19 protein-coding genes are annotated in these 22876 nt (G+C 39.7%); 6 read left to right on the top strand and 13 right to left on the bottom strand.

The features are described from left to right. Positions 1–304 precede the first annotated feature (304 nt). The 5 genes from DO88_RS19100 to DO88_RS11000 form a co-directional block, all read right to left on the bottom strand. Positions 305–502 carry a hypothetical protein gene (locus DO88_RS19100; RefSeq protein WP_232224797.1) on the bottom strand — a complete coding sequence of 66 codons (198 nt, stop codon included), beginning with the start codon at positions 500–502 and terminating at the stop codon, positions 305–307. Next, a complete protein-coding gene (locus DO88_RS19240; protein ID WP_442960141.1) occupies positions 503–601 on the bottom strand; it encodes a diguanylate cyclase in 99 nt (32 codons plus the stop codon). A 120-nt stretch (positions 602–721) separates the two neighbouring features. Further along, positions 722–1921 (bottom strand): AGE family epimerase/isomerase, encoded by a 1200-nt coding sequence (locus DO88_RS10990; protein WP_033038993.1) that lies wholly within the window; start codon positions 1919–1921, stop codon positions 722–724. After that, positions 1918–2895 (bottom strand): carbohydrate kinase family protein, encoded by a 978-nt coding sequence (locus tag DO88_RS10995; protein ID WP_033038990.1) that lies wholly within the window; start codon positions 2893–2895, stop codon positions 1918–1920. The genes DO88_RS10990 and DO88_RS10995 overlap by 4 nt, the downstream gene beginning before the upstream one ends. Before the next feature lie 16 nt (positions 2896–2911). Next, positions 2912–4213 carry an MGH1-like glycoside hydrolase domain-containing protein gene (locus tag DO88_RS11000; RefSeq protein ID WP_033038988.1) on the bottom strand — a complete coding sequence of 434 codons (1302 nt, stop codon included), beginning with the start codon at positions 4211–4213 and terminating at the stop codon, positions 2912–2914. Positions 4214–4409: 196 nt separating this feature from the next. On the opposite strand from DO88_RS11000, the gene DO88_RS11005 reads away from it, so the two are divergent. From DO88_RS11005 to DO88_RS11020, 4 genes are all read left to right on the top strand, one after another. After that, positions 4410–6851 (top strand): TonB-dependent receptor, encoded by a 2442-nt coding sequence (locus DO88_RS11005; RefSeq protein ID WP_033038985.1) that lies wholly within the window; start codon positions 4410–4412, stop codon positions 6849–6851. A 197-nt stretch (positions 6852–7048) separates the two neighbouring features. Further along, on the top strand, positions 7049–8629 hold the full coding sequence (locus tag DO88_RS11010; RefSeq protein ID WP_033038984.1) for a sodium:solute symporter: 1581 nt from the start codon (positions 7049–7051) through the stop codon (positions 8627–8629). Positions 8630–8639: 10 nt separating this feature from the next. Then, positions 8640–9881 carry a glycerate kinase type-2 family protein gene (locus DO88_RS11015; protein ID WP_033038981.1) on the top strand — a complete coding sequence of 414 codons (1242 nt, stop codon included), beginning with the start codon at positions 8640–8642 and terminating at the stop codon, positions 9879–9881. 74 nt (positions 9882–9955) lie between these two features. After that, positions 9956–11113, top strand: a complete 1158-nt coding sequence (locus DO88_RS11020) for an ROK family transcriptional regulator (RefSeq protein ID WP_033038978.1) — start codon at positions 9956–9958, stop codon at positions 11111–11113. A gap of 294 nt (positions 11114–11407) precedes the next feature. Here DO88_RS11020 and DO88_RS11025 read toward each other — a convergent pair whose 3' ends face one another. Continuing rightward, positions 11408–12334 carry a manganese-dependent inorganic pyrophosphatase gene (locus tag DO88_RS11025; RefSeq protein ID WP_007376559.1) on the bottom strand — a complete coding sequence of 309 codons (927 nt, stop codon included), beginning with the start codon at positions 12332–12334 and terminating at the stop codon, positions 11408–11410. Between the two features lie 119 nt (positions 12335–12453). Between DO88_RS11025 and DO88_RS11030 the strand changes: the two genes are divergently transcribed. Together DO88_RS11030 and mutM are read left to right on the top strand one after the other, a co-directional pair. Then, positions 12454–12969 carry a hypothetical protein gene (locus DO88_RS11030; protein ID WP_033038976.1) on the top strand — a complete coding sequence of 172 codons (516 nt, stop codon included), beginning with the start codon at positions 12454–12456 and terminating at the stop codon, positions 12967–12969. After that, entirely contained in the window at positions 12969–13778 is an 810-nt protein-coding gene (mutM, locus tag DO88_RS11035) for a bifunctional DNA-formamidopyrimidine glycosylase/DNA-(apurinic or apyrimidinic site) lyase (RefSeq protein ID WP_007376557.1), read from the top strand. The genes DO88_RS11030 and mutM overlap by 1 nt, the downstream gene beginning before the upstream one ends. Positions 13779–14045: 267 nt before the next feature. Here the strand turns inward: mutM and DO88_RS11040 are convergent, their stop codons facing one another. The 7 genes from DO88_RS11040 to lptD all read right to left on the bottom strand — a co-directional run bounded on the left by DO88_RS11040 (position 14046) and on the right by lptD (position 22786). After that, positions 14046–16061 (bottom strand): methyl-accepting chemotaxis protein, encoded by a 2016-nt coding sequence (locus tag DO88_RS11040; RefSeq protein ID WP_033038973.1) that lies wholly within the window; start codon positions 16059–16061, stop codon positions 14046–14048. Between the two features lie 137 nt (positions 16062–16198). Beyond that, positions 16199–17017 (bottom strand): symmetrical bis(5'-nucleosyl)-tetraphosphatase, encoded by an 819-nt coding sequence (locus tag DO88_RS11045; RefSeq protein WP_033038971.1) that lies wholly within the window; start codon positions 17015–17017, stop codon positions 16199–16201. Between the two features lie 16 nt (positions 17018–17033). Then, positions 17034–17423: a Co2+/Mg2+ efflux protein ApaG gene (gene apaG, locus DO88_RS11050; RefSeq protein WP_007376554.1), complete on the bottom strand. Its 390-nt coding sequence runs from the start codon at positions 17421–17423 to the stop codon at positions 17034–17036. Continuing rightward, positions 17407–18213: a 16S rRNA (adenine(1518)-N(6)/adenine(1519)-N(6))-dimethyltransferase RsmA gene (gene rsmA / locus DO88_RS11055; RefSeq protein ID WP_007376553.1), complete on the bottom strand. Its 807-nt coding sequence runs from the start codon at positions 18211–18213 to the stop codon at positions 17407–17409. Before rsmA ends, apaG begins: the two co-directional genes overlap by 17 nt. Further along, positions 18210–19202, bottom strand: a complete 993-nt coding sequence (gene pdxA, locus DO88_RS11060) for a 4-hydroxythreonine-4-phosphate dehydrogenase PdxA (protein WP_033038969.1) — start codon at positions 19200–19202, stop codon at positions 18210–18212. The genes rsmA and pdxA overlap by 4 nt, the downstream gene beginning before the upstream one ends. Before the next feature lie 2 nt (positions 19203–19204). Continuing rightward, the gene (gene surA, locus DO88_RS11065; RefSeq protein ID WP_007376551.1) at positions 19205–20500 is read right to left on the bottom strand and encodes a peptidylprolyl isomerase SurA; all 1296 of its coding nucleotides are present in this window, start codon (positions 20498–20500) and stop codon (positions 19205–19207) included. 39 nt (positions 20501–20539) lie between these two features. Continuing rightward, on the bottom strand, positions 20540–22786 hold the full coding sequence (gene lptD, locus DO88_RS11070) for an LPS assembly protein LptD (RefSeq protein ID WP_033038967.1): 2247 nt from the start codon (positions 22784–22786) through the stop codon (positions 20540–20542). Between the last annotated feature and the right edge of the window lie 90 nt (positions 22787–22876).

The following is a 22876-nucleotide window of genomic DNA, read 5'->3' as shown; positions in this document are numbered from 1 at the left end:
TATTTTTCGGGGGGATTACCGCAACATAGATTGGACAAGCGAGGACTTTGAAAAATTAAAGGCTAACGGTTGGAAAGTAGCTAGGGTTAATGAGGAGCTCAAGTTGGACTTTATTTAGATGCTCTACTGGCAAACATTATTGTTATTCCCCTCTTACGGGCAAACTTTATTATCGCTGCACAAGGCGTTATGTATAGAGACAATAAAGTTAAAGGGTGAAGCGATCACCCCGAGGTTACAAACTTTATTATCGCTGCAACAGACTAAATGACAGCCATTATTTTTGGCTTCGAATTGTCCTCTATCAGCCTGCTCTAGTATGTTTAGCACAGCATGACTCGTTTTTATTGGGGTTGATTTGTACTGATGATACGAGGGATATTTGCGCCCACATACTATTTAGCTCATTAGCTTGTGTCATCGCATCGGTTATTGAGGTGCCTGAGAAAATAACAGTAAACTCTCCAGCTCCCCATTGTGCAATTAAAGAACTCTTCGGCATTTAATTTTTTAGTATATTGGTAAATTCACGTAAAACGCTATCACCTACTAAACGACCATAGATATCGTTAATGTTTTTAAAGTTATCTATATCGTAAATAAATAAGTAGTTAGAGATTTTTGGAATTGTATTTTTAAAAAAGCGCTAACACTTAAGAAAAAACCGCCAAACTGGCGGTTAAAAGGTCTACACAACACTGTAAAAGTTATAACTACATAGTTACTTTAATAGTTCGAGCACATCAAAGCAGGCACCCATTGTATGGTAATCAGTTTTACCTATTGGGCTTTTCATCGTGTCTATTTTTTGGTTGTCAGCGGTTAAAATTCTAAACCAAGCACCGTATTTATGATCGACTAAATGCTGCCACGAATACTGCCAAATTTTTTCATACCATTGCTGATATTTTTCATCCCCTGTTGCTTGATAAAGATACGCTGCACAACACAGAGTTTCGGCTTGCACCCAAAAGTATTTATCGTCATCGCAAATAGTTTTATCAGGGGCAAAGCCGTAGCAAATACCGCCGTGTTTTTTATCCCATGCTACATTTATTGAGTTATCAAATAAGGCTTGAGCGCGTTCAATAAGCCATTTTTGTGGCTTATGCTTATTTAAAAACATAAGTAGTTTTGACCACTCTGTTTGATGGCCTGGTTGAAAGCCCCACGGACGATATAAATTTTTAGGATCGTCTTTGTTGTACTTTAAATCGACCTGCCAATTTATGTCGTAATGCTCCCAGATTAATCCGCCCATTAAACTAGCTTGGCGGTTAACCATGTTGTCGGCAAGTGTGAGCGCACGGTTTAAAAATATTTCGTCTTTTGTGGCTTCATAAGCGGCAATAAGTGCTTCACAAGTATGCATGTTGGCATTTTGGCCGCGGTATGAATCACATTTTGTGAAGTCGCTGTTATGCTGATCCTTATATAAACCGGCTTTTGCATCCCAAAAATGTGTTTCCATTGTTTGAAATGTATCGTTGAGATATTTACGTGCTTGCGTAACGCCTACGCGGTATGCCCAGCTGTACGCTAAAATAACAAATGCAAAACCATAACAATGATTGGTGTTATCAAGCACGATTGCTTGACCGTTTTCAACTTTTAATAACCAGTTGTAGCCACCTGTTTGCTCAACAAGGTGATGCTTACGAATAAACTCAATCCCCGATTTAACACGATTAAGGTACTTTTCGTCATTAAAGGTTTGATACGCGCGTGCATAGTTAAATACAAAACGAGTAGAGCTTACTAAGTGGCGCGTGTGTTTATCAAATACCTCACCGTTATCAGAAAAGTTTTGGTAAAAACCACCGTGTTCATCGTCAATATTTGGCTCATAAAACGCTAACGTGTCGCTAATGTGCTGCGTTAAAAATTCACGGCTTTTAAAGTTGTCAGGTGTGCTTTTCATAGTTCGCTCCTAAAATCGTGTAGAGACTTTTGGTTAGGTAGGGAGTTAAATGCCCCTTTGTAAGATGCGGTATGGGCACCACATAACGAAGCAAATTCAAAAATAGTTGTTAGTATTTCAGGCGTGTTGCAAAGCTCGCTAAAAGAGCTGGGTGTCAGGTTGTGTAAGCCTAGTTGATACAGCAGTCCACCTACAAACGCATCTCCTGCAGCGGTAGCATCAACCATAGTAACCTTTTTAGGGTGAAGCGTTTGCTTGGCATTTTTTATATACCAATGCATAGGGTTGCCTGCATCGGTAACTACAAATAGCTCACAACCGTTATTAAGTGTTTGGGCAATAAACTCATCGCTCGATTGCTCACCCGCTAAGTATTCAAGCTCTTCTTTTGAGGCTTTAATAATTGAGCAGTCTTTTAATAACGGTAAAATATGCTCGCGAGGGTTGGCATCGCTTGGCCATAAATTGAGGCGCAAGTTAATATCAAAGCTTACAATTGAGTTATTTTGTTTTGCAAATTTAACACCGTAAGCGGTGGTGTTTCTGATGTTTTTGTTGGTTAATGTGTTTGAGCAAATATGAAAAATATCGCATTGCTCAAACCATTCGCGACTAAAGTCATCGTTACTAAAGTGCAAATCGGCGGTGTTATCACGGTAAAACTCAAACGTACGATCGCCATCGTTATCGAGTGATACAAACGCGAGAGCTGTTTTTGCTTGGTTGGTAAAACGCATAAAGTCGGTTTTTACACCTTGCTCTTTTAATGCATTATGTAAAAAGTCGCCAAAGCTATCAGTGCTTAGCATTCCTGCAAAATAGGCATTACCGCCTAGCTTTGCAATGGCAACGCTTACGTTTGCAGGCGCACCGCCTGCAAACTTTGTAAACGCTTCGTGTTCGTTGCTGTTTTGGCTTAATTTATTTGAAAGTAAATCAACCAGTACTTCACCAAAGCATATTGTGTGTTTCATGATCTTGCCTTAGTTATTAGTCAAGTAGCCAATGTAATGCTATTGCCGCTGTCCATGAAAAATCTTTACCACCACAGCCAGCACCTGTTTCTGGGTTAAAATATTCGTAGTAGCCTGACTTAACAACTAGGTTGCGAGTGTCATCTTGAATTTTGTTAGCCGTTGTTACAAAGCCTGCTTCTTTAAGGCCTATGGCTATCATCCAGTTGATGTGTAACCAAATCGGGCCACGCCAGTAGCGTTGTGGCTCGTATTTTTCTTCTTTAGGGTGAGTGGATGCCACACTAAATTGGCTCGACTCAATAAAATCTTCGGTGGCTGTATTAATTATTTTAGTTTGCTCATCGCTTGTTAAACCTGCATATACAGTTAATAGCGCGGCTGATGTTTTAACTTTAGCCAAGCTGTTAGTTAATACATCTCTGCAATAAAAGTACTGGCTTTGTTCACACCATAAAGTGTTTATGGCTTGCTCTGTTATTTGTAAACGCTGTGCTAAGTAATCAGTGCGATCATCGTTTAAGCCAAGTTGTTCACCCATTTTGAGTAAATCTTTGGTTGCTCGGTGTAAAATAGCAATAATACCTAGGTCATTCATTTTGTACGGACAGGTTTCGTAAATTACTTTGCTGTCAAAGTTGTTACGTTTGAAAAAGTCTACAAGGTATAAAAAGCGGTCGTATTCACTTTTATGTGGACGCTGAGAAGAATCCACATGACTTGTATCACGGCGCGTATATTCCCAATCTACACATGGCACAGCATGAAGAGCGTCATCCCATGATGGGCTGTTATCCATGCCCGATTCCCACGGGTGGTAGGTCACTACTAAACCTGTTTTTTCAGGATCTCGGTCGTTGTACCACCATAAATGATAATCAACTACTTGTGAAAATAACGCTTTAACTTTTTGTTCTGCAAGTGCTTTATCTTTAGCGCTGGCAAGCATTTCTTTCATTATGGTGGCGACTACTGGCGGCTGTGAAATAGACGTACTTTTAATTTTTTTATCCGAACCCCATACGTCAGGGCCAGGAAAATAAGTATCTGAATCTTTATGAAACAAGATGTGCGGCACCATGCCATTATCCCATTGGCCTGAAAATAACACATCAATTTCTTGCCATGCGCGGCTTTCGTCTGATTTCATCCAACCTAGCGCTGTAATGGCTGAATCCCAGTTCCACTGAAACGGGTATAGGCCATGTGTTGGTACTGTATAGCCACCTAAGTCGTTCGCTATAAGTGTTTTAGTAGCAAGGTCTGCAAGCGATGAAGCCGTTGCTGAGTCAATTTTACCGCTGTTTGCAGTAGTCATATTGGGTGCTCTTTGTGTGTTATTTCCGATTTGGATAATATTAAAGCACTCATTATGGGTTGTAAATGTTTTTTTTCTGTGCTTAAATCCTGTTCGAAGTAACAAAAAACTAACATGTTTACTTGATTATTTCGGCTTTGCTTAGCCTCACTCTAAGTAAATACACACAGACAACCAGCACAATTGGAGAATACCCGTGAATAAAACAACGATCGCCTCTATTGTATCTTTATGCCTTGCACAGGGCGCTTATGCGGCAGAAGAAGCTGCACCAGATACAGCAAAAAAAGCTAACAACGTTGAGCGTATTATCGTCTCTGGTACCAGTAAAGGGCGTGTTATTTCAGACACTCCACAATCAGTAACATCTATTAGCGAAGACGAGCTGGTAAAGCTGTCTTCAAGTAGCCAAGCGGATGTGCTTCGCTATATTCCGGGTATTAAAGTAGAAGGCGGTGGCGGTGAAGTCGCTACTAATCTACAAGTAAGAGGCTTACCTTCATCGGGTCAGTTTCAGTTTACGCCGCTGTCTTATGATGGTTCACCTACACTGAGTGTTTTTGGTTTAAACTCATCGGCGTTTGATGTGTATTACCGTAATGATTTGGGTATTGAGCGCGTAGAGTTTGTGCGTGGTGGTGTATCTAATTTATTTGGTCAAGGTTCTGTGGCCGGCATTATTAACTATATTTCTAAAACGGGCAGTGATGATCCGCAAAGTACCGTACAAATGGAGCTTTCTGACCAAGGGCGTACTCGCTTAGATTTTGCAGCGAGCGGTCCACTTAACGAAGACGGCTTATATTATGCGCTTTCTGGCTTTTACCGTTACGACGAGGGCCCATTAGATACAGGCCTTGAGACTAAAGGTACACAGTTGCGTGGTAATATTCGTAAAGAATTTGATGATGGCTCTGGCTCATTTACTGTTTACGGACAGTACATTGACGACCAAGCTCAGTTTTACTTACCTATTCCACTTGATGGCGACAGCCGCGAGCGCTTAAGTGGTAATGATGGTCGTGAAGTCGAATCACTGCAAACGGCGCAAGTATCTAACTTAACCTACGATACAGCAAATGGTCGTTATGAATCGCCAATCAGCGATGGTGTAGTTACTAAAGGTGGCTCTATTTCAGTGGTGTTTGAAAAAGAACTCGCTAACGATTTTGCCATTAATATGCGCAGTAAATACGCTAAATATCAACACGAATTTAATCTATTTTTAGACGGCGACGGTATTATTAATGTACCTGAAAGCCAAGACGACTTTTTAGCTAACCGAGGGCTAGGTGATGCAAGCGGTGCTGAGTTTTCTTATGTTAATTCAGGTGTCGCACTTGCAAGTGATGACTTACTATTTGCTAACCGCATTTTAGACCGTGACCGCCCAGCTGAAGATTTTTCTGCAGAATTTAATATCATCAAAAGCATTTTTGTAGGTGATTTTAGCCACGATATTACAGTCGGTACATTTTTCTCGCACAGTGAAGCCGACGACGATAACGTTATTACAACTTACTTAGGTGAGTTTAATAACAACCCTCGCTTAATCGACTTAACGTATACCGATGTCAATGGCGATGAGGTTCAGTACACTCAAAATGGTATTAGTGGCCCAGGTATTTCTTATACTAACCAAACCATTAGCGCTACGCGCCGGGCATTATATGTAGCAGATCAAATGGAAAGTGACGATTGGATTTTTGACTTTGGTGTTCGCTACGAAGAAATTGAAGGCAAAATTAGTCGCGAAGGCAGCCAAGTAGTTCAGATTTCTGATGATCCAACGCTTGCACCTAACTTACAAGTTAACACTACGGGCAGTGGTGTAATGACTTACGGCGAAGTCGACACGTCTGAATTTGCTGTATCAGGGGCGGCGTTATATCGCTTAACTGATAATTTAAATGTATATGCCAATGCATCTCGCGGGTTTTTCTTCCCCGAAATTAGAGGTATTCAGTTTAACGATTTAGGCGAGCCTGCCAGCTACGAAGCCGAAATTGTTGAGCAAGGCGAGCTAGGTGTTAAGTTTTTTGATAACGACTTTAGCGGTAGCATTGCGTTATTTAGAACTGACTTAAAAGACAGACGCAGCGTAGACTTTGTAAACGATGGTAATGGGGGCGTATTAGAGCTGCCAGTTATGCAATCAACTAAAGCAACGGGTGTTGAGCTTACCGGTCGTTACGATATTACCGATGAGTGGGCTGTTGATGCCAACATGACCTACACTGATCATGAATTTACTGAGTTTGACTCAGACCTTTCTATTATTGGTAACGAATTACGTCGTAAACCAAAAATATTATTTAACTCATCTATTAGCTACACCGCAGATAACTGGGATGCATCGATTTACCATAACTTTACCGGTAAAAACTTTGCTAACGATGCAAACTCTGTGGAACTTGATTCATTCCACTTATTTAGATTTGATGCAGGCTATAACTGGCAAGTTGCACCAGAGCAAACAGTACGCTTAAGCGTTGGGGTATTTAACCTGTTTGATTCTGACGGTGTTACTGAAGGTTCGCCTCGTCTAGGTAACAGCCAAACGGCAGATAACCCATATTTTGTAGGTCGCCCAATTCTCCCACGACGCGTTACTTTAAGAGTTAAATACGACTTTTAAATAAATGCTTTATGCCTATTAACCTACTTTGGGGTTAATAGGTTTTTTGCATTGTGATGTATTTTTCAGCTAAGTTAGCTACAGGTTTATCTTTTTGATTAGGTTCGTTTATTTGAAAAGGTAAGGGCAGGTAGCCATTTGGTATTTAATTTTTGAAAAGGCGCTGTGTTTTCATATTGTGAATACGCGAATTAATTATGAATATATTAGATTTTTCAATAGTTGCTCTTTATCTTGGTGCCTTATTGGTAATGGGATTTATGCTACGCGAACAAACCAATAAAAATGATTACTTTTTAGGGGGTAAAAGCTTAGGTTGGAAGCCTTTAGCTTTGTCGGTAATGGCCACTCAGCTTTCGGCTATTAGCTTTATTTCGGCTCCTGCATTTGTTGGTTTGCGTGAAGGTGGTGGTATGCAATGGCTCTCGTATGAGTTGGGTGTTCCGCTGGCGATGATTTTAATTTTAGCGACTATTTTACCCAAGCTTTATAAAAGCGGCATTGTCAGTATTTACGATTATTTAGAAATGCGCTTTGGCCGCTCAACCCGTGTGCTTATTAGTGTGGTGTTTCAATTTAGCCGTGCGTTTGCCACTGGCATTATGATTTACGCGGTATCGCTTATTTTACAAGGCACCATGGGAATAGAAGCATGGCAAGCAATTGTACTAACGGGAGTTATAACCGTTTTGTATTCACTGCAAGGTGGGATGAAAGCTGTAGTGTACGGTGATGCGATTCAAATGATCATCATTGTATTGGGTACTATTGCTTGTATAGGGTTTGGACTGTATCACTTAGGTGGGGTTGATACCTTCATTGCCAATGTTGATTCGAGCCGATTAGAAGCGATTAAGTTTGATTCATTTGGTTTTAGTGGTGATGGCTTTGGCTTTTTACCGATGATTTTTGGTGGTGTGGTACTTTACGCCTCTTACTACGGATGTGACCAAACGCAAGCACAGCGTGCGCTCAGTGCAAAAGATCCTAAAAACCTACGCTACATGATTTTAGCAAATGGTGTAGTGCGTTTTCCTATTACTATTTTATATTGTGTGTCGGGTTTAATTGTTGGCACATTGGCAATGAGTAACCCTGAATTTTTAGCAAAAATTCCAGCAGATAACCCTGATTGGATGATGCCTATATTTATTTTAGATTACCTCCCGCACGGCTTAATTGGTTTGTTAGTTGTCGCTATTTTGTCGGCAGCGATGTCGTCACTTAGTTCTGCAATTAATTCACTTTCGGCGGTAAGTATTGAAGATTACAGCCGTATTTCTAATAAAGAGCTAGACCAACCATCTTACTTAAAGTTAGCTAAATACTTAGGTTTAGCATGGGGCGCAATTACCTTAGTACTATCACTTTTTGCCGGTGACATAGCGCCGACCATTATTGAAGCTATTAACAAAGTCGGCTCGCTATTTTATGGCCCAATACTGGCGGTATTTTTAGTTGCTGTATTAAGTAAACGCAGTGCTGCATTGCATGCCAATATTGGCTTAATTAGTGGTGTATTAATTAACTTATTGGTGTCGGTATTTGCGCCTGATATTTTCTGGTTTTGGTGGAATTTTATCGGTTTTGTAAGCGCTGCGGTGATTATTTATGTTACGAGTCGTTTAATTTCAAGAGAGGTAAACGAAGTCACAAAAGTACAAAATGCCGAGACAGTATCAAACTCAATTTTAACTGGCAAAGATATCGTTATGCTACTTAGCATGTTTATTGTGATGATATTAATTTGTTTAGCTATTCCTTCAATTTTTTCGTGAGCTGTGACTAATGGATTCTAAAAAGTCGTTTTTAATTGATTTATTTACCACTGCGGTAAATGCCTGCAAACCGAGTGCTTGCATGAGTAAGTATTTAGAAAATATAGATGCAAGCAAAGGTTTGTGTGTAGTAGGGGCGGGTAAAGCCGCCGCTGAAATGGCCGCCGAAGTTAATCGCTTTTATGGTGATAAATGTTTTGGCGCAGTGGTAACGCGTTATGGCTACGAAAGTAGCGGTGATACTGGGCGAATTAAAGTGCTTAGTGCAAACCACCCAACACCAGACGATAACAGCTTAGCTGCTGGCAAAGAGTTATTGGAACTTGTAAAAAATAACCCGGCTGATATTCCTATTTTGTTTATTATTTCGGGGGGCGGTTCGTCGTTGATGTGCCTACCTGTTGATGATGTGCCTTTTTCACAAAAGCAAAAGCTTAATCAGTTTTTACTTAGAAGTGGTGCAAGCGTTGATGAAATAAATGTAGTGCGTAAGCAGTTGTCACTTGTTAAAGGCGGTAAGTTAGCGCAGGCCGCTAAGTCAGATTACGTTACGCTCATTATTTCAGATGTAGTAGGGGACAAACCAAGTGATATAGCATCAGGCCCTACTATTAGCGATGGCAGTCCTAAAGCCGATGCACTGGCTATTTTACAAAAGTACAATTGGCCAGTAATGGCAGAGGTTGAAGCGCATTTATTAAAACCAGAGCAAGAACGAGTTGCTGATACCGTGGGTGAGTACTTTATTGTTGCAAATGCGCAGCATGCTATTGATAGCGCTATAAGTGTTGCACAGCACCAAGGCTGGGAAACCCAGGTACTAGGGTATGATATTCAAGGCGAGGCTAAAGAAGTTGCAAAGGAACATGCGGCTATCGCTCTTGAGCAAAAAGCCCAAGGCAAGCGCGTTATGTTGTTCTCTGGTGGCGAGCTTACCGTAACCGTAGCTGATGTTTATGGCGATGGCGGGCCCAATCAAGAATACTTAATGGCGTTGGCTGAGGTACTTAATGGCGAAGCGGGTATTTACGCACTTGCTTGTGATACCGATGGTGTTGATGGTAGTAAAGATGTAGCGGGTGCGTATATAAATAACAGTACGATTGCTCGCGCACAAGATGCAGGCGAAAACTTACACGCACAGTTAGAAGGACATAATAGCCATCAGTTTTTTAAAGCCATTGATGATTTAATTATTACTGGGCCAACTAACACAAATGTGAATGATTTTAGAGTGATAGTGATTGAGTAGGCGCAGTTTGCCCACTTGTTCTTTATAATGGTTTCACGTAATCTTGTGCTCCAATTTTGTTAGGGTTAATAGCTATGTTTTCGTTAAACAACAGTAACTTATTACGCTCTGGTTTTGAGCTTGGAAAAGGCGAAAAACTATTTCAAGATATTGAGCGCGATATTATAAAAGTGGTGTTTTGGGAAAAGTGCGTAACTCAAAGTCATATTGTGAGCGCAACTCGTATTCCACAGCAAACTGTGTCGCGTTTACTTAAGTCGTTAACCCAACACGGTGTAATTGTACAAACTGATACGCTAATCCCTAATAAAAAAGGCAAACCTGGGTTTGGCATTGCCCTTAACCCCGATTACGGATTTACCTTTGGCTTAGCTATTTTGCTTGATGCTATTTCGCTTGCCGTAATGGATTTTACGGGAAAGGTGGTTTACACCCATATGCAGCTAATGTCGGATATGAGCATTAATAATGTGCTTAAATGTGCACAAAAGCTGGTGGAAGATATAAGTGCTGAGCGCGACATTCCAAGTGAAAAAGTACTGGGAATGGGCGTGGGTATCTCTGGCTTTTTTAGCTCAATGGATGGGAAAATGAATACCCACCATATGCTAGAAGAGTGGTCGCAGGTGGATATTATCGATATTGTGTCGCAGCATTTTCAACTCCCTACTTGGATTGTTAACGATGCTACAGGTGCAGCCGCAGGTGAGGGTGTTGCTGGTATTGGACGCGAGTATAAAAACTTTGTTTATATGTTTGTGTCGGCCGCATTTGGTGGCGGTATTGTAAATAATGGTGACGTACTGCGCGGTACATACGGAAACGCAGGTGAGCTTGGCGACATGCTACCACCTAAATTATATGCCCACCCCAATCTTGAATTACTAAAACGTATTTTGAAAAAAAATGGTGTAGCGGTTACTTCTATTTACGACCTGCATGACAACTTTGACCCCGATTGGCCTGGCGTTGAAGAGTGGCTGTTTAAAGTTCAAGACTCATTTGATTTGGTAGCAACCTGTTGCTCGGCATTATTAGATGCTGAAGCGATTATTATTGGTGGCCATATTCCAAAAGAGTTGGCTGAAAAAGTTATTGCACGCACGGAGGTCTATGCACAATTTAGACGTGGCGCTAAACGCCCTATGCCAAAGCTGGTGGTATCTAATATTGATAATTTTCCGGTATCAATTGGCGCAGCCACATTGCCATTTAGAGAATTGTGTTTGTAGCTTAATACCAATCCGCAATAATACTTAATCATTTTGCGGGGCTACACGTGTCGCTACCTGCGTTAAAAAATTCTCATTTACGACTGCATGGATGCAGAAGGTAGAGCAATGCAGGAGCAATTGCCGAGAACAACTAAATATCGAATTTTTTGCCTAGCTATCAACACGTTTTTCCAGCCTCAAAATAGCTTATTTAATTAAGCGAATTGGTATAAGAAATACACATTTTAAAAACAAAAAAGCCGATATTGTTTTATGCAATATCGGCTTTTTTAGTGCTATTTGTTAAAGCTATTAGGCTTTTGAAAACGCATCTTGCAGTGGTGGAACTACTTGCTTTTTACGGCTCAATACACCATCTAACCATACTTTATCATTCTCTGGTTTTACACCGTAAGCCTGCTCAACTAAGTTTGCATCGTCAGATACAATTAGCATTTCTGAGCCTTCTTTCATTATGTCGGTAAGCAGTAAAAACACAGAATGGCGGTTACCCTCTACTTTGAGCTTAGCAATATCGGCTGCAAGGTCTGCTTTAATATCGTCAAAAACAGCAAGGTCGATTACTTCTAGTTGGCCAATGCCTACTAGGTTACCGTTCATGTTGAAATCTTTAAAGTCACGCATTACTAAATCGCGCGCTGGTGTGTTTTCTACCGCAGATTTAACGCGGAACATATCCATACCAAGTTCTTTAAAGTCTTCTACGCCTGCAATTTCAGCTAGCGCTTCAACACATTTAATATCGGCAGTGGTACATGTTGGTGATTTAAATATGACAGTGTCGCTTAAAATTGCGCACAGCATAATACCAGCGATGTCTTTAGGGATTTCTACACTGTAAAAATCGTACATCATTTTAATAATGGTGTTCGAACAGCCAACAGGACGAATCCAACATTCAAGCGGAGTCGATGATGTTAAGTCACCTAGTTTATGGTGATCTACCACACCAACAACGCGAGCTTGGTCGATATCATCGGGTGCTTGTGTTTTTTCTGTGTGATCCACAATGTAAACGTCTTCGCCAGCGTAGCTTAATTTTAGCTCTGGTGCTTCGAAGCCAAATTTATCAAGGATAAATTGAGTTTCTGGTGAAATTTCACCAAGACGTGTTGGAATTGCTGGCTCATCGATTTGGTTTTTTAAATAAGCCAGTGCAATTGCACCACAAATAGAATCTGAATCTGGGATTTTATGGCCCACTACATACATAGACATTGACGGAACTCCTTTAAATTTGCCGATATTCTAACAAAGTCTGCACGGTTTAACATATAGACAGTGCAATTAAGTTTTAGTTACACTTTAAAATCTTGAATTAAATAGGAAGTGTGCACATGCAACTTGGTCGCAAAGGTTGGAACAACGTTATTATTTTTTCAATGTTGATTATGATCTTCTTTTTAAATGGCTGGCATAAGCAACTTTTTAATTCAGCTGATGAGCCTTCGGTACAGCCTGTATTACCAATTCAAAGCTTTGTATTGACGCTGACATTTGTTGATCAAAAAATTGAGCGTATTGGAACTAGTTGGCGTACAACAATGTTACAAATAGATGCGCCATTTGTCTGGCAAGCTTCTGAGCAACAACTTAGTGATTTAATTAACCAATGGCAAAGCGCGCAGTTAATGGGTGTTAACGAATCTGTTGTTTTTAATCCTAATGCGCCTTTATATGTTGCTACTTTTGAATTAGCTGGTGAGAGTTTACCTTGGATTTATTTGCTTTATAAAGGCGATGGGCAATATTACTTACTCGAAAAGAGTAGCCAACGAATACTCGCACTCGATTTAAAAACTGCACAGCAGTTATTTCCTAGTTTTGATTTTTCACAAAGTGAGTCTAATTAATGCCTGAATTACCAGAGGTAGAAGTGAGCCGAATGGGCATCACTCCCCACGTACAAAACCAAGTTGTCACAAAGGTAAATATTTACAATGCCAGTATGCGCTGGCCAGTGCCAGATGACGTGTATCAACTTGAAGGGCTAATTGTTACAAGTATTGAACGACGAGCTAAATACTTACTTTTACACTGTGAGCTTGGCAGTACTATTTTACATTTGGGTATGTCAGGTAATTTACGTGTTGTAGATAAAAGTGAGCCGCTTAAAAAGCATGACCATGTAGAGTTTATTTTTGGCAACGGTAAAGCACTGCGCTTAAACGATCCTCGCCGTTTTGGTTGTTGCTTATGGCAAGAGCCCGGTGAAGTGCATAAGCTACTCTCTAAGCTTGGTCCTGAGCCGCTTACCGATGATTTTTTTGCTAAACGCGTGTACGAACAATCGCGCAATAAAAAAGTACCCGTAAAGCAGTTTATTATGGATAACGCAGTGGTAGTAGGTGTTGGTAACATCTATGCGAATGAATCGTTATTTAAAGCGGGTATACATCCAAAGCGAGAAGCGGGAAAAGTTTCACAAAAGCGCTATCAAGCACTTATTCCTATTATAAAAGACACGCTTGCTGCGGCTATTATGCAAGGTGGTACTACGCTTAAGGACTTTGCACAAAGCGATGGTAAACCAGGGTATTTTGCACAAGAATTATTAGTATATGGGCGTAAAGGCAAGCCATGTATGACATGTGAAAGCGAACTGCAAGAAATACGGCTAGGGCAGCGCAGCACCGTTTTTTGCAGCCATTGCCAAAAGTAATAACACCAGCCTTCTTAATGAAGCGCATTGGCATAAGTAACCTGAACTCTGGATAATAAATCTATCTCGAGCAGCTATTTTAAGCGCTAACTGCGTTGAATTTACTAAAAATCTCTGGCTAGAGAAAATAAATTTAAATATCACCATGATTCAATACGTTAGTAAACTTCTTAACCAGAGCTTAGGTTAAGTACTTTATTTAAATAAACAAAAACCCCGTTGATACTTGGTATCAACGGGGTTTTTAGTTTGCGCTAATTGCGTTATTTAAACTTTAAACTCATCGACTGATAAACGAAGTTCTTCAGCAAGTTTTGCTACTTCTGAACTTGAGATGTTTGTTTGGCTTGCGCCTTCAGCGGTTTGTTCTGCAATGGCTACGATTGATTCTAAGCGTTCACTAATCTCTTGTGCTACTTGTTGTTGCTCTAATGCAGCAGTTGATATTTCTTCACTGACATCGTGAGCTTGAGATACCGCAAATGTAATAGAATCAAGCGCGCTACTAGCTAAGTCTGTTTGCTCAACACACGATACAGCACGTTGTTTACCTTTGCTCATTGCTGTTACCGCAGCTTCTGCGCCTGTTTGTAGCGATTCAATCATTGATTGAATTTCTTGAGTCGACTCTTGTGTTTTACTTGCTAAAGAGCGAACTTCATCGGCTACAACCGCAAAGCCTCGGCCATACTCACCAGCACGTGCAGCTTCAATTGCAGCATTAAGTGCTAATAAGTTTGTTTGGTCTGCAATACCGCGTATTACATCTAATATGCTACCAATTGATGCGCTATCTTGATGTAGTTTATTGATAACTTGAGAGGCGTCGTCTACTTCACGAGCAAGCTGCTCAATCGTCGCTTTATTGTTGTTAGAAATACCTTTAACGCGTTCGGCTTCTTTGTCAGCATTTTTAATTTCACTAAGCGCTTGTTGAGCACTGTTGCTAACTGTTTGCGATGTGCTGCTCATTTCAGTGGTTGCAGTTGCTGCTTGTTCAACTTGTGCTTGTTGATTGCGAATTGCTTGACTTGATTCTGCAGTAATTGCAGACGTTTCTTCTGAAGCGGCGGCCAGTTGAGTCGAGCGAGAAATAATGCCTTTAATTAAGCTGCGCAAGCTATCAATTAAAGTATTACAACTTTTAGATAGTTCGCCAAACTCATCTTTAGCAGTGTCATCTAAGCGTTGTGTCATGTCGCCACTGGCAACAATATCTAAAATACGATTAACTTCAGCAAGCGGTTTGGTTATACGACTAACTGTAATAATGGCAATTGCTATCGCTAGAAGTGTTGCGATAACCATCCCTACCCATGTCCATAAATTAGCTGAATCTACATCGCTGCGCACACCTTTTTGTAACTCAAAGGCAACATTGCTTGCTTGTGCAACTAATTCATCAATTTGATTAAGTGCCATTTTCGTTGCTTGCTCTGATTCGGCAAGCTCTCTTTCGGTCAGTGTGATTGAGTCAATTAGGCGTTTTTTATTTGCAGCTAAACCACTATTACCTTTAATATTATTTTCGAGGGTATCTACATACTCTTTTAAGTTATTGAATAAATCACTGTGAGTTTGCTCTATAGCAGGTTTTATTAACGCTAGAGTGCGTGTTACTTCATCAAAATAGTAGCTTTGTTCGTTTTTAACAATATCAAGTGTATTGAGTGTTTTAACTGTCAGCATGTCGGTGCTATTACTTACAACCGACATAAAGTTATTCTCTAAATTATTAGCAGCTTGGAATGCGCGTGCATGATTTTGCTCAAAACCGTCTATGTCCAATATGTCGAGTACGACAGAATTTGCATCTTCAGCGTTAAGTTCAATAATTTCTAATTGAGACTTTAATGTTTTATTAAGTGCTAATTGTTTACCCTTATCTACAAGTAAGCTCTCTACAGTACTTAAAAAACTTAGGTAGGTTTGTTCTACATTTATACTGCTTTGGTTTAAAGCTGGATCATCTTTTACGACTGCTTGTAGTTCGCTATGAAGGCTATTAAACAGCTGTTTTTGTTCGAGTACTTGTTTTTTTATTGGCGCCAGTTCATTTGCAGATGAAGTGTAAAAACTCGCTTGAGCGGCTTTACTCATTAAAATGAATTCAGCTTGTAACTCAGAGCTTTTATTCAGAGCTGGAAGTGATAGTTGGTTCACTTTTTGAGTTGAGCGGTCAATATTTGCTATTTTTATTAAAGAATTGCCACCAATTATTAAAAGTAATAGCGTGATAAATATAAAACCACCCCAAATACGTTGGCTTACTGTTAGATTCATATAGGTTTCCACTCAAAAGTACTTCAGTTAGAACTTATCGGCGTTTGTACTGATAAGTTAAGTAATTAAAATCAATTACTTTAATTAATTTTAATTATTAGTCTATAAATCTAACAGATGTATTAGATTATTTCAGGTTATTTAGACAAAAGGTGGGATTTTTCTACAATTTTTTGTTTGCTAGGTAGTTTCATTAGCGTCATGCTGTTACCCCACACACACCCTGTATCTAAAGCGTGTACACATTTATGGTTTGTATTACCTTCAAGGGCAGCCCAGTGCCCAAAAATAATATCCTGTTTAATGTTTAATATATTTGGATGCATAAACCAAGGTGTTAACTCATTATTATTGATTGTTGCGCCTTTTGCACTAAGTTCTAGTTGATTATTACTTGTTAAAAAGCGCATTCGAGTAAAATAATTAACTATGTATCTAAATTTTTCAAAGTCGTCTAGATCATTATGCCATTTCACAGGGTGTGGCTTATACATTTGCTCAAAGAAGGTTTTTGCATTATTTGATTGGTAACAGCTTTGCGCAAACTGTGCATATTTTAACGCATTTTCAATTGACCAATCAGGGTTAAGACCAGCATGAGATATAAAGCTATTATATTTTTTTAAGTATAAGGCAAGAGGCTGAGTTTGAAGATATTCAATGTAATGGGTGAGTTTATGGCTATTGAATATTGGGCTAAGTTTGTCTTTTGGGTTAGTTGGTTTATTTAAGTAATAGCAGGCAATCATATGCAAATCATGATTGCCAAGTGTAATCGTTATGCTGTCTTGGTTTTGGTAAATGTAATCTAAGCAGGCTAAAGAGTCTGGTCCGCGAGCGACTATATCTCCTACTAAGTAGAGGTGATCTTTACTTGGGTTAAAATCTACCCGCTGTAGCAAGGTGCTAAATTCGCTAAAGCATCCTTGTAAATCACCTATTACGTAATCAGCCATACAATTTAGTTATCATTTAATGCAAAATATTAGGGCAAGCTAAACGAAACACGTTAATAGGTGCCTGAAACTCAGAACCAAATTCATTGCGTAAAGTATAATGCCCTTGCATAGTGCCTACTGGTGTATCAAGTATAGCTCCACTGGTATATTTGTAGCTTTCACCAGGGCCTATGGTTGGCATTTCGCCAACAACACCTTCACCTTCTACTTCAGTTTCTTTGCCATTTGCATCTGTAATCAACCAATAGCGGCTAAGTAACTTAGCGCTACACAGACTATGGTTTCGAATAGTTACCGAATAGGCAAATACGTATTTTTCGATCTCTGGTTGAGACTGACCTTCTACGTAAAATGTTTCTACAGATACCTTAACAGGCGATCCAATATTACTGCTTGTTGTCATAAATCCAATTAGCTATATCAATAAATTGTTGTAAAGATAAGCGCTCAGCGCGCAACGTTATGTCTATCCCAATGCTTGTAAGCTCTTCTGCTGTTAGTAAGTTGCCCAAGCTGTTGCGCAGTGTTTTACGGCGCTGATTGAAGGCTTCCAAGCACACAGTGTTTAGAATTTTAACGCTTTTAGCCGTGCGTTGTTCTGGCTTTTTAGGGATTAAACGAATAACTGCAGAATCAACCTTAGGTGCTGGCTTAAAGCACTCAGGTGGCACTTCTATCACTGGCATTGCATTACAGTAGTATTGAGTCATTACACTTAAACGGCCAAAGGTTTTACTACCAGGGCCTGCAACCATACGCTTTACGACTTCTTTTTGTAGCATAAAATGCATGTGTTCAATATTGTCTGCAAATTCAAAAAGATGAAACAGTAAAGGCGTAGAAATATTATAAGGTAAGTTGCCAAACACTTTTAATTTTTTGTCGTCTCTTACTAAGCTTGCAAAGTCAAACGTCATTGCATCGCCTTGGTTAACGGTTAATTTAGGGCCTAAAAATGGGTGCTCAATTAAACGTTGTGCTAAATCTTTATCTAGTTCAACAACCGTTAGGTGGCCACTAAGATCAGCGACAGGCTCTGTAATAGCGCCAAGTCCAGGGCCAATTTCTACTAAGTTGTCTTCTGGTTTAGGATCGATTGCAGAGACTATTTTATCGATGATCATTTCATCAAATAAAAAGTTTTGCCCAAAACGTTTACGGGCGCGGTGTCCTAAATGTACTTTATCGGTCATTGATTTTGTGCTTTTTCTTGGGCGAGCTTAATTGCTTCGCGGATCGCTAATTCAAAACTGCCAACGTCAGCTGTACCTGTACCGGCTAAATCTAGCGCAGTACCATGATCAACTGAAGTGCGGATAAATGGTAAACCTAATGTAATATTCACGGAATTACCAAATCCCTTGTATTTTAGCACAGGTAATCCCTGATCGTGATACATAGCAAGCACAGCATCAGCTTCAGATAGATATTTATCTTGGAATAACGTGTCCGCAGGTAATGGACCTATTAAATTCATACCTTGGCTTCTAAGTACATCGAGAGTAGGTGTGATTGTTTCAATCTCTTCACGTCCTAAGTGACCATCTTCTCCTGCATGCGGGTTTAAACCGCATACCAAAATACGTGGCTTTTCGATACCAAATTTAGTTTGTAAGTCGTGATTTAAAATACCAGCTACTTTAGTAAGACGTTCTTCGGTAATAGCACGCGATACATAAGCAAGTGGGATATGAGTTGTCACAAGTGCGACACGCAAGCCCTCAGTTGCCAGCATCATCACAACGTCAGCAGTATCTGATTGCTGTGCAAAGTATTCAGTATGGCCGCTAAAAGAGATACCAGCTTTGTTAATAATACCTTTATGGACAGGACCAGTTACAACAGCATCGAATGTACCATCCATGTTTTTTTCACTTGCGATACGCAAAGTGTCTAAAACGTATTGGCCATTACCGTCGTTTAATACCCCAAGTTCTACATCAACACCTAAATCAACTTGATGTATATAAACACTACCTGCAGGTGCTACTTTTGCGGAGGCATTTTCATCAAACTTAATTAAATTAATGGGCAAACCAAGATGTTTAGCACGTTCTTTAAGTAGTTTACCATCAGCTAGTACGACAAGCTGAGCATCCCACGCTTGCTGAGCAAGCGTAAGAAGTAAATCTGGGCCGATGCCTGCTGGCTCGCCCGGGGTAATCGCAATTCTTAAGGTCATATTTATTGGTCTGTAGGGAAAATTTCAACGTGAGCTTGCTCGCGCATTTCTTGTTGCCAGTTAAAACTTTCTTCTTTAAATTTACGATTGAATAACATGCCATGAGCACGATTGCGTTTAGCAAGCTCTGTTTTATCAGCTACACGTTTACCAAGTAACTGAACAATATGCCAACCAAATCGAGTTCTGAATGGCTCACTAATTTCATCTTGTTTAAGAGAAAGTAAAGTATCTCTAAAAGCTGGAACGTAAGTTGTTGGATCAGTCCAATCGTATTCGCCACCTTTGAGAGCTGAACCTGGATCTTCAGAATATTCTTTAGCTAGTTCACCAAAATCAGCGGTACCAGCACGTAAGTCTTTTGCAAAACCAGCAAGCATATTTCGTGCTTTTTCTTCGCTTAAGATAATAGAGGGTTTGATTAGTATATGACGTGAGCGCACTTCAGTTGTTTCTACAACTTGTAGTCCACGAATTTCTTGTACTTTAATTATATGAAATCCAGCGCCAGAGCGAAGAGGGCCAATAATAGCACCACTTTTTTTGCCTTTAACCGCTTCTGCAAATAATGATGGCATTTCATTAATACCCATCCAGCCTAGTTGTCCGCCTTCAAGTGCTTTTGAACCGCTTGATGACGAAATGGCAATACGTTTAAATTCTTGATCATCATTTAATAGTTCTATTACTTTATCTGCTCGTGTTTTTGCTGCAGATATTTCATCAGCAGTCGCATCATTAGGAATATCGATAAGAATGTGCCCGATATTATACTCTTCAGAGTTTTGTCCCTGACTTTCCATAATTTTTAGCAAATTATCAACTTCTTGATCGCTAATATAAATTCGGCGATCTACATTGGCGCGTGTAACTTGTTGAGTGGTTATTTCTTTACGAATTTCTTCACGGTATGCTTGAAAACTCTCGCCAGAACCTTCAATGGTTTTACGTAGATCAGCAATTGTACCGCCTTGCTCTTTTGCCATATTTGCTAGCGTTTGGTCTAGCTGGCTATCAGATATTTGTAATCCCATACGTTCAGCCATTTGCATCATCAATGTTTGGCTAACTAAGCGTTCTATTGCTTGTACACGTAAGGTTTCATCTTTAGGAAGTTGCTGCCCTTGCTCTTCGGCTTGTTTTTTAACACGATTTACAATGGTGTCTACTTCACTATTTAAAATAACGCCTTGGTTTACAACGCCAATCACCTTGTCGATTTCTACAGGGGCTGCTAATGCACTTTGGCAAAGGCTGATACTTAAAACTGTTGATACTAATAATTTTTTTAAAGTCATGTTCTCTTTACTACTCTTGCTAATAGTACTGTTGTGATACTAGTTACTAAGAAAATACGGTCTACGATAGCCAAAAATACCTTGTTGTAATAGTTTTTGTGCATCATAGCGGCTTTTACTACCCAGTCCTTTTAATACAAAATTAAAACCAATACTTGAGTCAAAAGTTGCTTGTTCTTGTCCTATTGACTGATTTAAGTCAGTTTCGATTTGGCGATGACCAGTAATTTGGAATGCCCAACAGCATGATTCATACTGTAATCCGCTCAATATTTCGATACTTCTGTTATTTTCAAGATCTCGATGATAGCTTGCAATAAATTGCCATTCGTCACTAATGGGAATACTTGTAAATACACCCGCTTGCTCGATTGTATTTCCTGAGACATCATTTGCATAGCGATGGTTCAATTGTACTAGCTGATTATTATCACCTTTGTAATCAAGTGTTACATTTGACTGAACCATTTGTTTACCATCTGTATCGTATTGAATACCTCCAGCAAGGTACCAACGTCGATGCCAATGTAACATGGTTTGGGCTGCAAATAGTGCATTATAATTAGTGTCTGAGTTTAAGCCTTGCTCTGTTGGTTTAGCTGAGTCACTTAAATAAAATATTTGTCCAGCACTAAAGTTAAACACTTCTTCTTGTTTTTTATCAAACAAACGCGTTGTTGCACCCAATGTAAATTGGTTTGCAGCTGCAATGCGGTCAACACCCGAAAATCGAGTGTCTCTAAATAAGCCATAGTAATCGTCTTGTAGCTTAGTTGTATCGAATAACCCAATATCAGATTGGTCTTTATTGGGGGTATATAAATACTGAACTTGAGGCTCCAAGGTTTGAATACCATCTTCAATAAAAGATGATGTATTACGTTCAAAATTTAGTTGAGAATATAAACGAACTTTAGGGATTGTACGTGATACGCTTTCGCTGTATTGCGTGCCATCTAAATCACCATGTTGTTTATAATTTGTTTGCAATAAACTTACTTCAGATAAAAACGACCATGCATGTTGTTTGTAATCAAAGCGAGCTTTAGGCTCTAAATGCACTCGCGTTGCTTGATCTATAATGGCTGAGTCGTTAGTAAAATGACTGATTTCGCCAGAAACTGTAAAATCAAAATTATCAATACGCCATGGGGCTGTTTGAGTAAAGTTGATTTGAGGTATAGCGGTATATGATTCTAAGTGATCACCGAGCACTTCAAAGTTTTGCACTTTAATATCTGTACGCCATGTCTCACCTAAGTGTGTTAGTGCGCCAGTTCGGTAAAGTTGGGTATCGGTTTTATTTGCATAGTTAGAATCAAGATCAGTAATGTAATTGTCATCACTTACGTTGGTAATATCTACATTAGCTCGCCAGCTCTCACCTAAATAACTTCTTTGTTGCCAATGAAACATATAACGTGAATCAAGAGTTGGCTCTGAATCGTCTTTATTTAAGTACTCTACACCGACCAAACCTTCATGTTGCTCAGTTAAGTACCGAAACTCTGTTTGCAGTTGCAAGCCTTTACGAGACATATAGCGCGGGGTAATAGTGGCATCAAAATTTGGCGCTATGTTCCAGTAATAAGGTGTAATTGTTTCAATACCATAGCGATCTGAGCTGGAAATATTAGGCTTTAGTAATCCTGATTTACGACGTTCATCGAGTGCAAATGTAAAATAAGGCAAATATAAAACAGGTGTATCAAGAATTCTTAGTACCGCATTGTGAGTTTCACCCCAGCCTTCCTCGCGGGATAAATTAATTTCGTCTGCTTCTATTTCCCATACAGGACTTTGACCGGGACAAGCAGTAAAGCTTGCATTCATGAGCACTAAGCCAGAATCATTCACGGTCAGCTTTTCTGCACCACCTTTACCTTGTTGATCGGTTAAACTGTAATCTGCACCAAGTAGGCTAATTTCTGAGTTGCTTAAATCGGCGTTTAGCCCTTTGCTGCTTATTTGGCTAATTGTGTCACGATAAGTAATTGGTCCGGTTGCATTTAATAAACCACGCTGTTTATCTATCAACGCAGTTTGTGCGGACAAACTCATATTAACGGTGTTAATATCAACATTGCCGGTAAATTCAGCACTTTGAGTGCCGAGGAGCTCTACATCATCAGCTTTAATATCAACAGTACCAAGCTCAAGGCCTGGAAGTGGTTGCCAAGCTCTGGTTTGCATTGAAATGCCACAAAGGTTGTGCGCCAGTTCAGTTTCGGCAAGCGATGGTGCGCTAACTACGCTTAGCATCAATATGCCCCAGGTTTTGCTCATTTATTGACCTTAATGCTTTGTGATTAAATATAATTTACACATAATAAAGGAAAATAATGGCAAATACAGTAATTGACCTAATTAACTTAG

This window comes from Pseudoalteromonas sp. S3431 (assembly GCF_000690035.1).
Classification (GTDB): Bacteria; Pseudomonadota; Gammaproteobacteria; order Enterobacterales; family Alteromonadaceae; genus Pseudoalteromonas; species Pseudoalteromonas fuliginea.
Note: the sequence above shows the minus strand (reverse complement) of the source record. Positions and strands in the feature narration are given on the sequence as shown.

Coding starts and splice junctions, on each gene's coding strand:
- DO88_RS10995 (WP_033038990.1), bottom strand. CDS start 2,895: ATGAAACACACAATATGCTTTGGTGAAGTACTGGTTGATTTACTTTCA.
- mutM (WP_007376557.1), top strand. CDS start 12,969: ATGCCTGAATTACCAGAGGTAGAAGTGAGCCGAATGGGCATCACTCCC.
- DO88_RS11010 (WP_033038984.1), top strand. CDS start 7,049: ATGAATATATTAGATTTTTCAATAGTTGCTCTTTATCTTGGTGCCTTA.
- DO88_RS11015 (WP_033038981.1), top strand. CDS start 8,640: ATGGATTCTAAAAAGTCGTTTTTAATTGATTTATTTACCACTGCGGTA.
- DO88_RS10990 (WP_033038993.1), bottom strand. CDS start 1,921: ATGAAAAGCACACCTGACAACTTTAAAAGCCGTGAATTTTTAACGCAG.
- rsmA (WP_007376553.1), bottom strand. CDS start 18,213: ATGACCGATAAAGTACATTTAGGACACCGCGCCCGTAAACGTTTTGGG.
- DO88_RS11020 (WP_033038978.1), top strand. CDS start 9,956: ATGTTTTCGTTAAACAACAGTAACTTATTACGCTCTGGTTTTGAGCTT.
- apaG (WP_007376554.1), bottom strand. CDS start 17,423: ATGACAACAAGCAGTAATATTGGATCGCCTGTTAAGGTATCTGTAGAA.
- DO88_RS11000 (WP_033038988.1), bottom strand. CDS start 4,213: ATGACTACTGCAAACAGCGGTAAAATTGACTCAGCAACGGCTTCATCG.
- DO88_RS11030 (WP_033038976.1), top strand. CDS start 12,454: ATGCAACTTGGTCGCAAAGGTTGGAACAACGTTATTATTTTTTCAATG.
- DO88_RS19100 (WP_232224797.1), bottom strand. CDS start 502: ATGCCGAAGAGTTCTTTAATTGCACAATGGGGAGCTGGAGAGTTTACT.
- DO88_RS11040 (WP_033038973.1), bottom strand. CDS start 16,061: ATGAATCTAACAGTAAGCCAACGTATTTGGGGTGGTTTTATATTTATC.
- surA (WP_007376551.1), bottom strand. CDS start 20,500: ATGACTTTAAAAAAATTATTAGTATCAACAGTTTTAAGTATCAGCCTT.
- pdxA (WP_033038969.1), bottom strand. CDS start 19,202: ATGACCTTAAGAATTGCGATTACCCCGGGCGAGCCAGCAGGCATCGGC.
- lptD (WP_033038967.1), bottom strand. CDS start 22,786: ATGAGCAAAACCTGGGGCATATTGATGCTAAGCGTAGTTAGCGCACCA.
- DO88_RS11025 (WP_007376559.1), bottom strand. CDS start 12,334: ATGTCTATGTATGTAGTGGGCCATAAAATCCCAGATTCAGATTCTATT.
- DO88_RS11045 (WP_033038971.1), bottom strand. CDS start 17,017: ATGGCTGATTACGTAATAGGTGATTTACAAGGATGCTTTAGCGAATTT.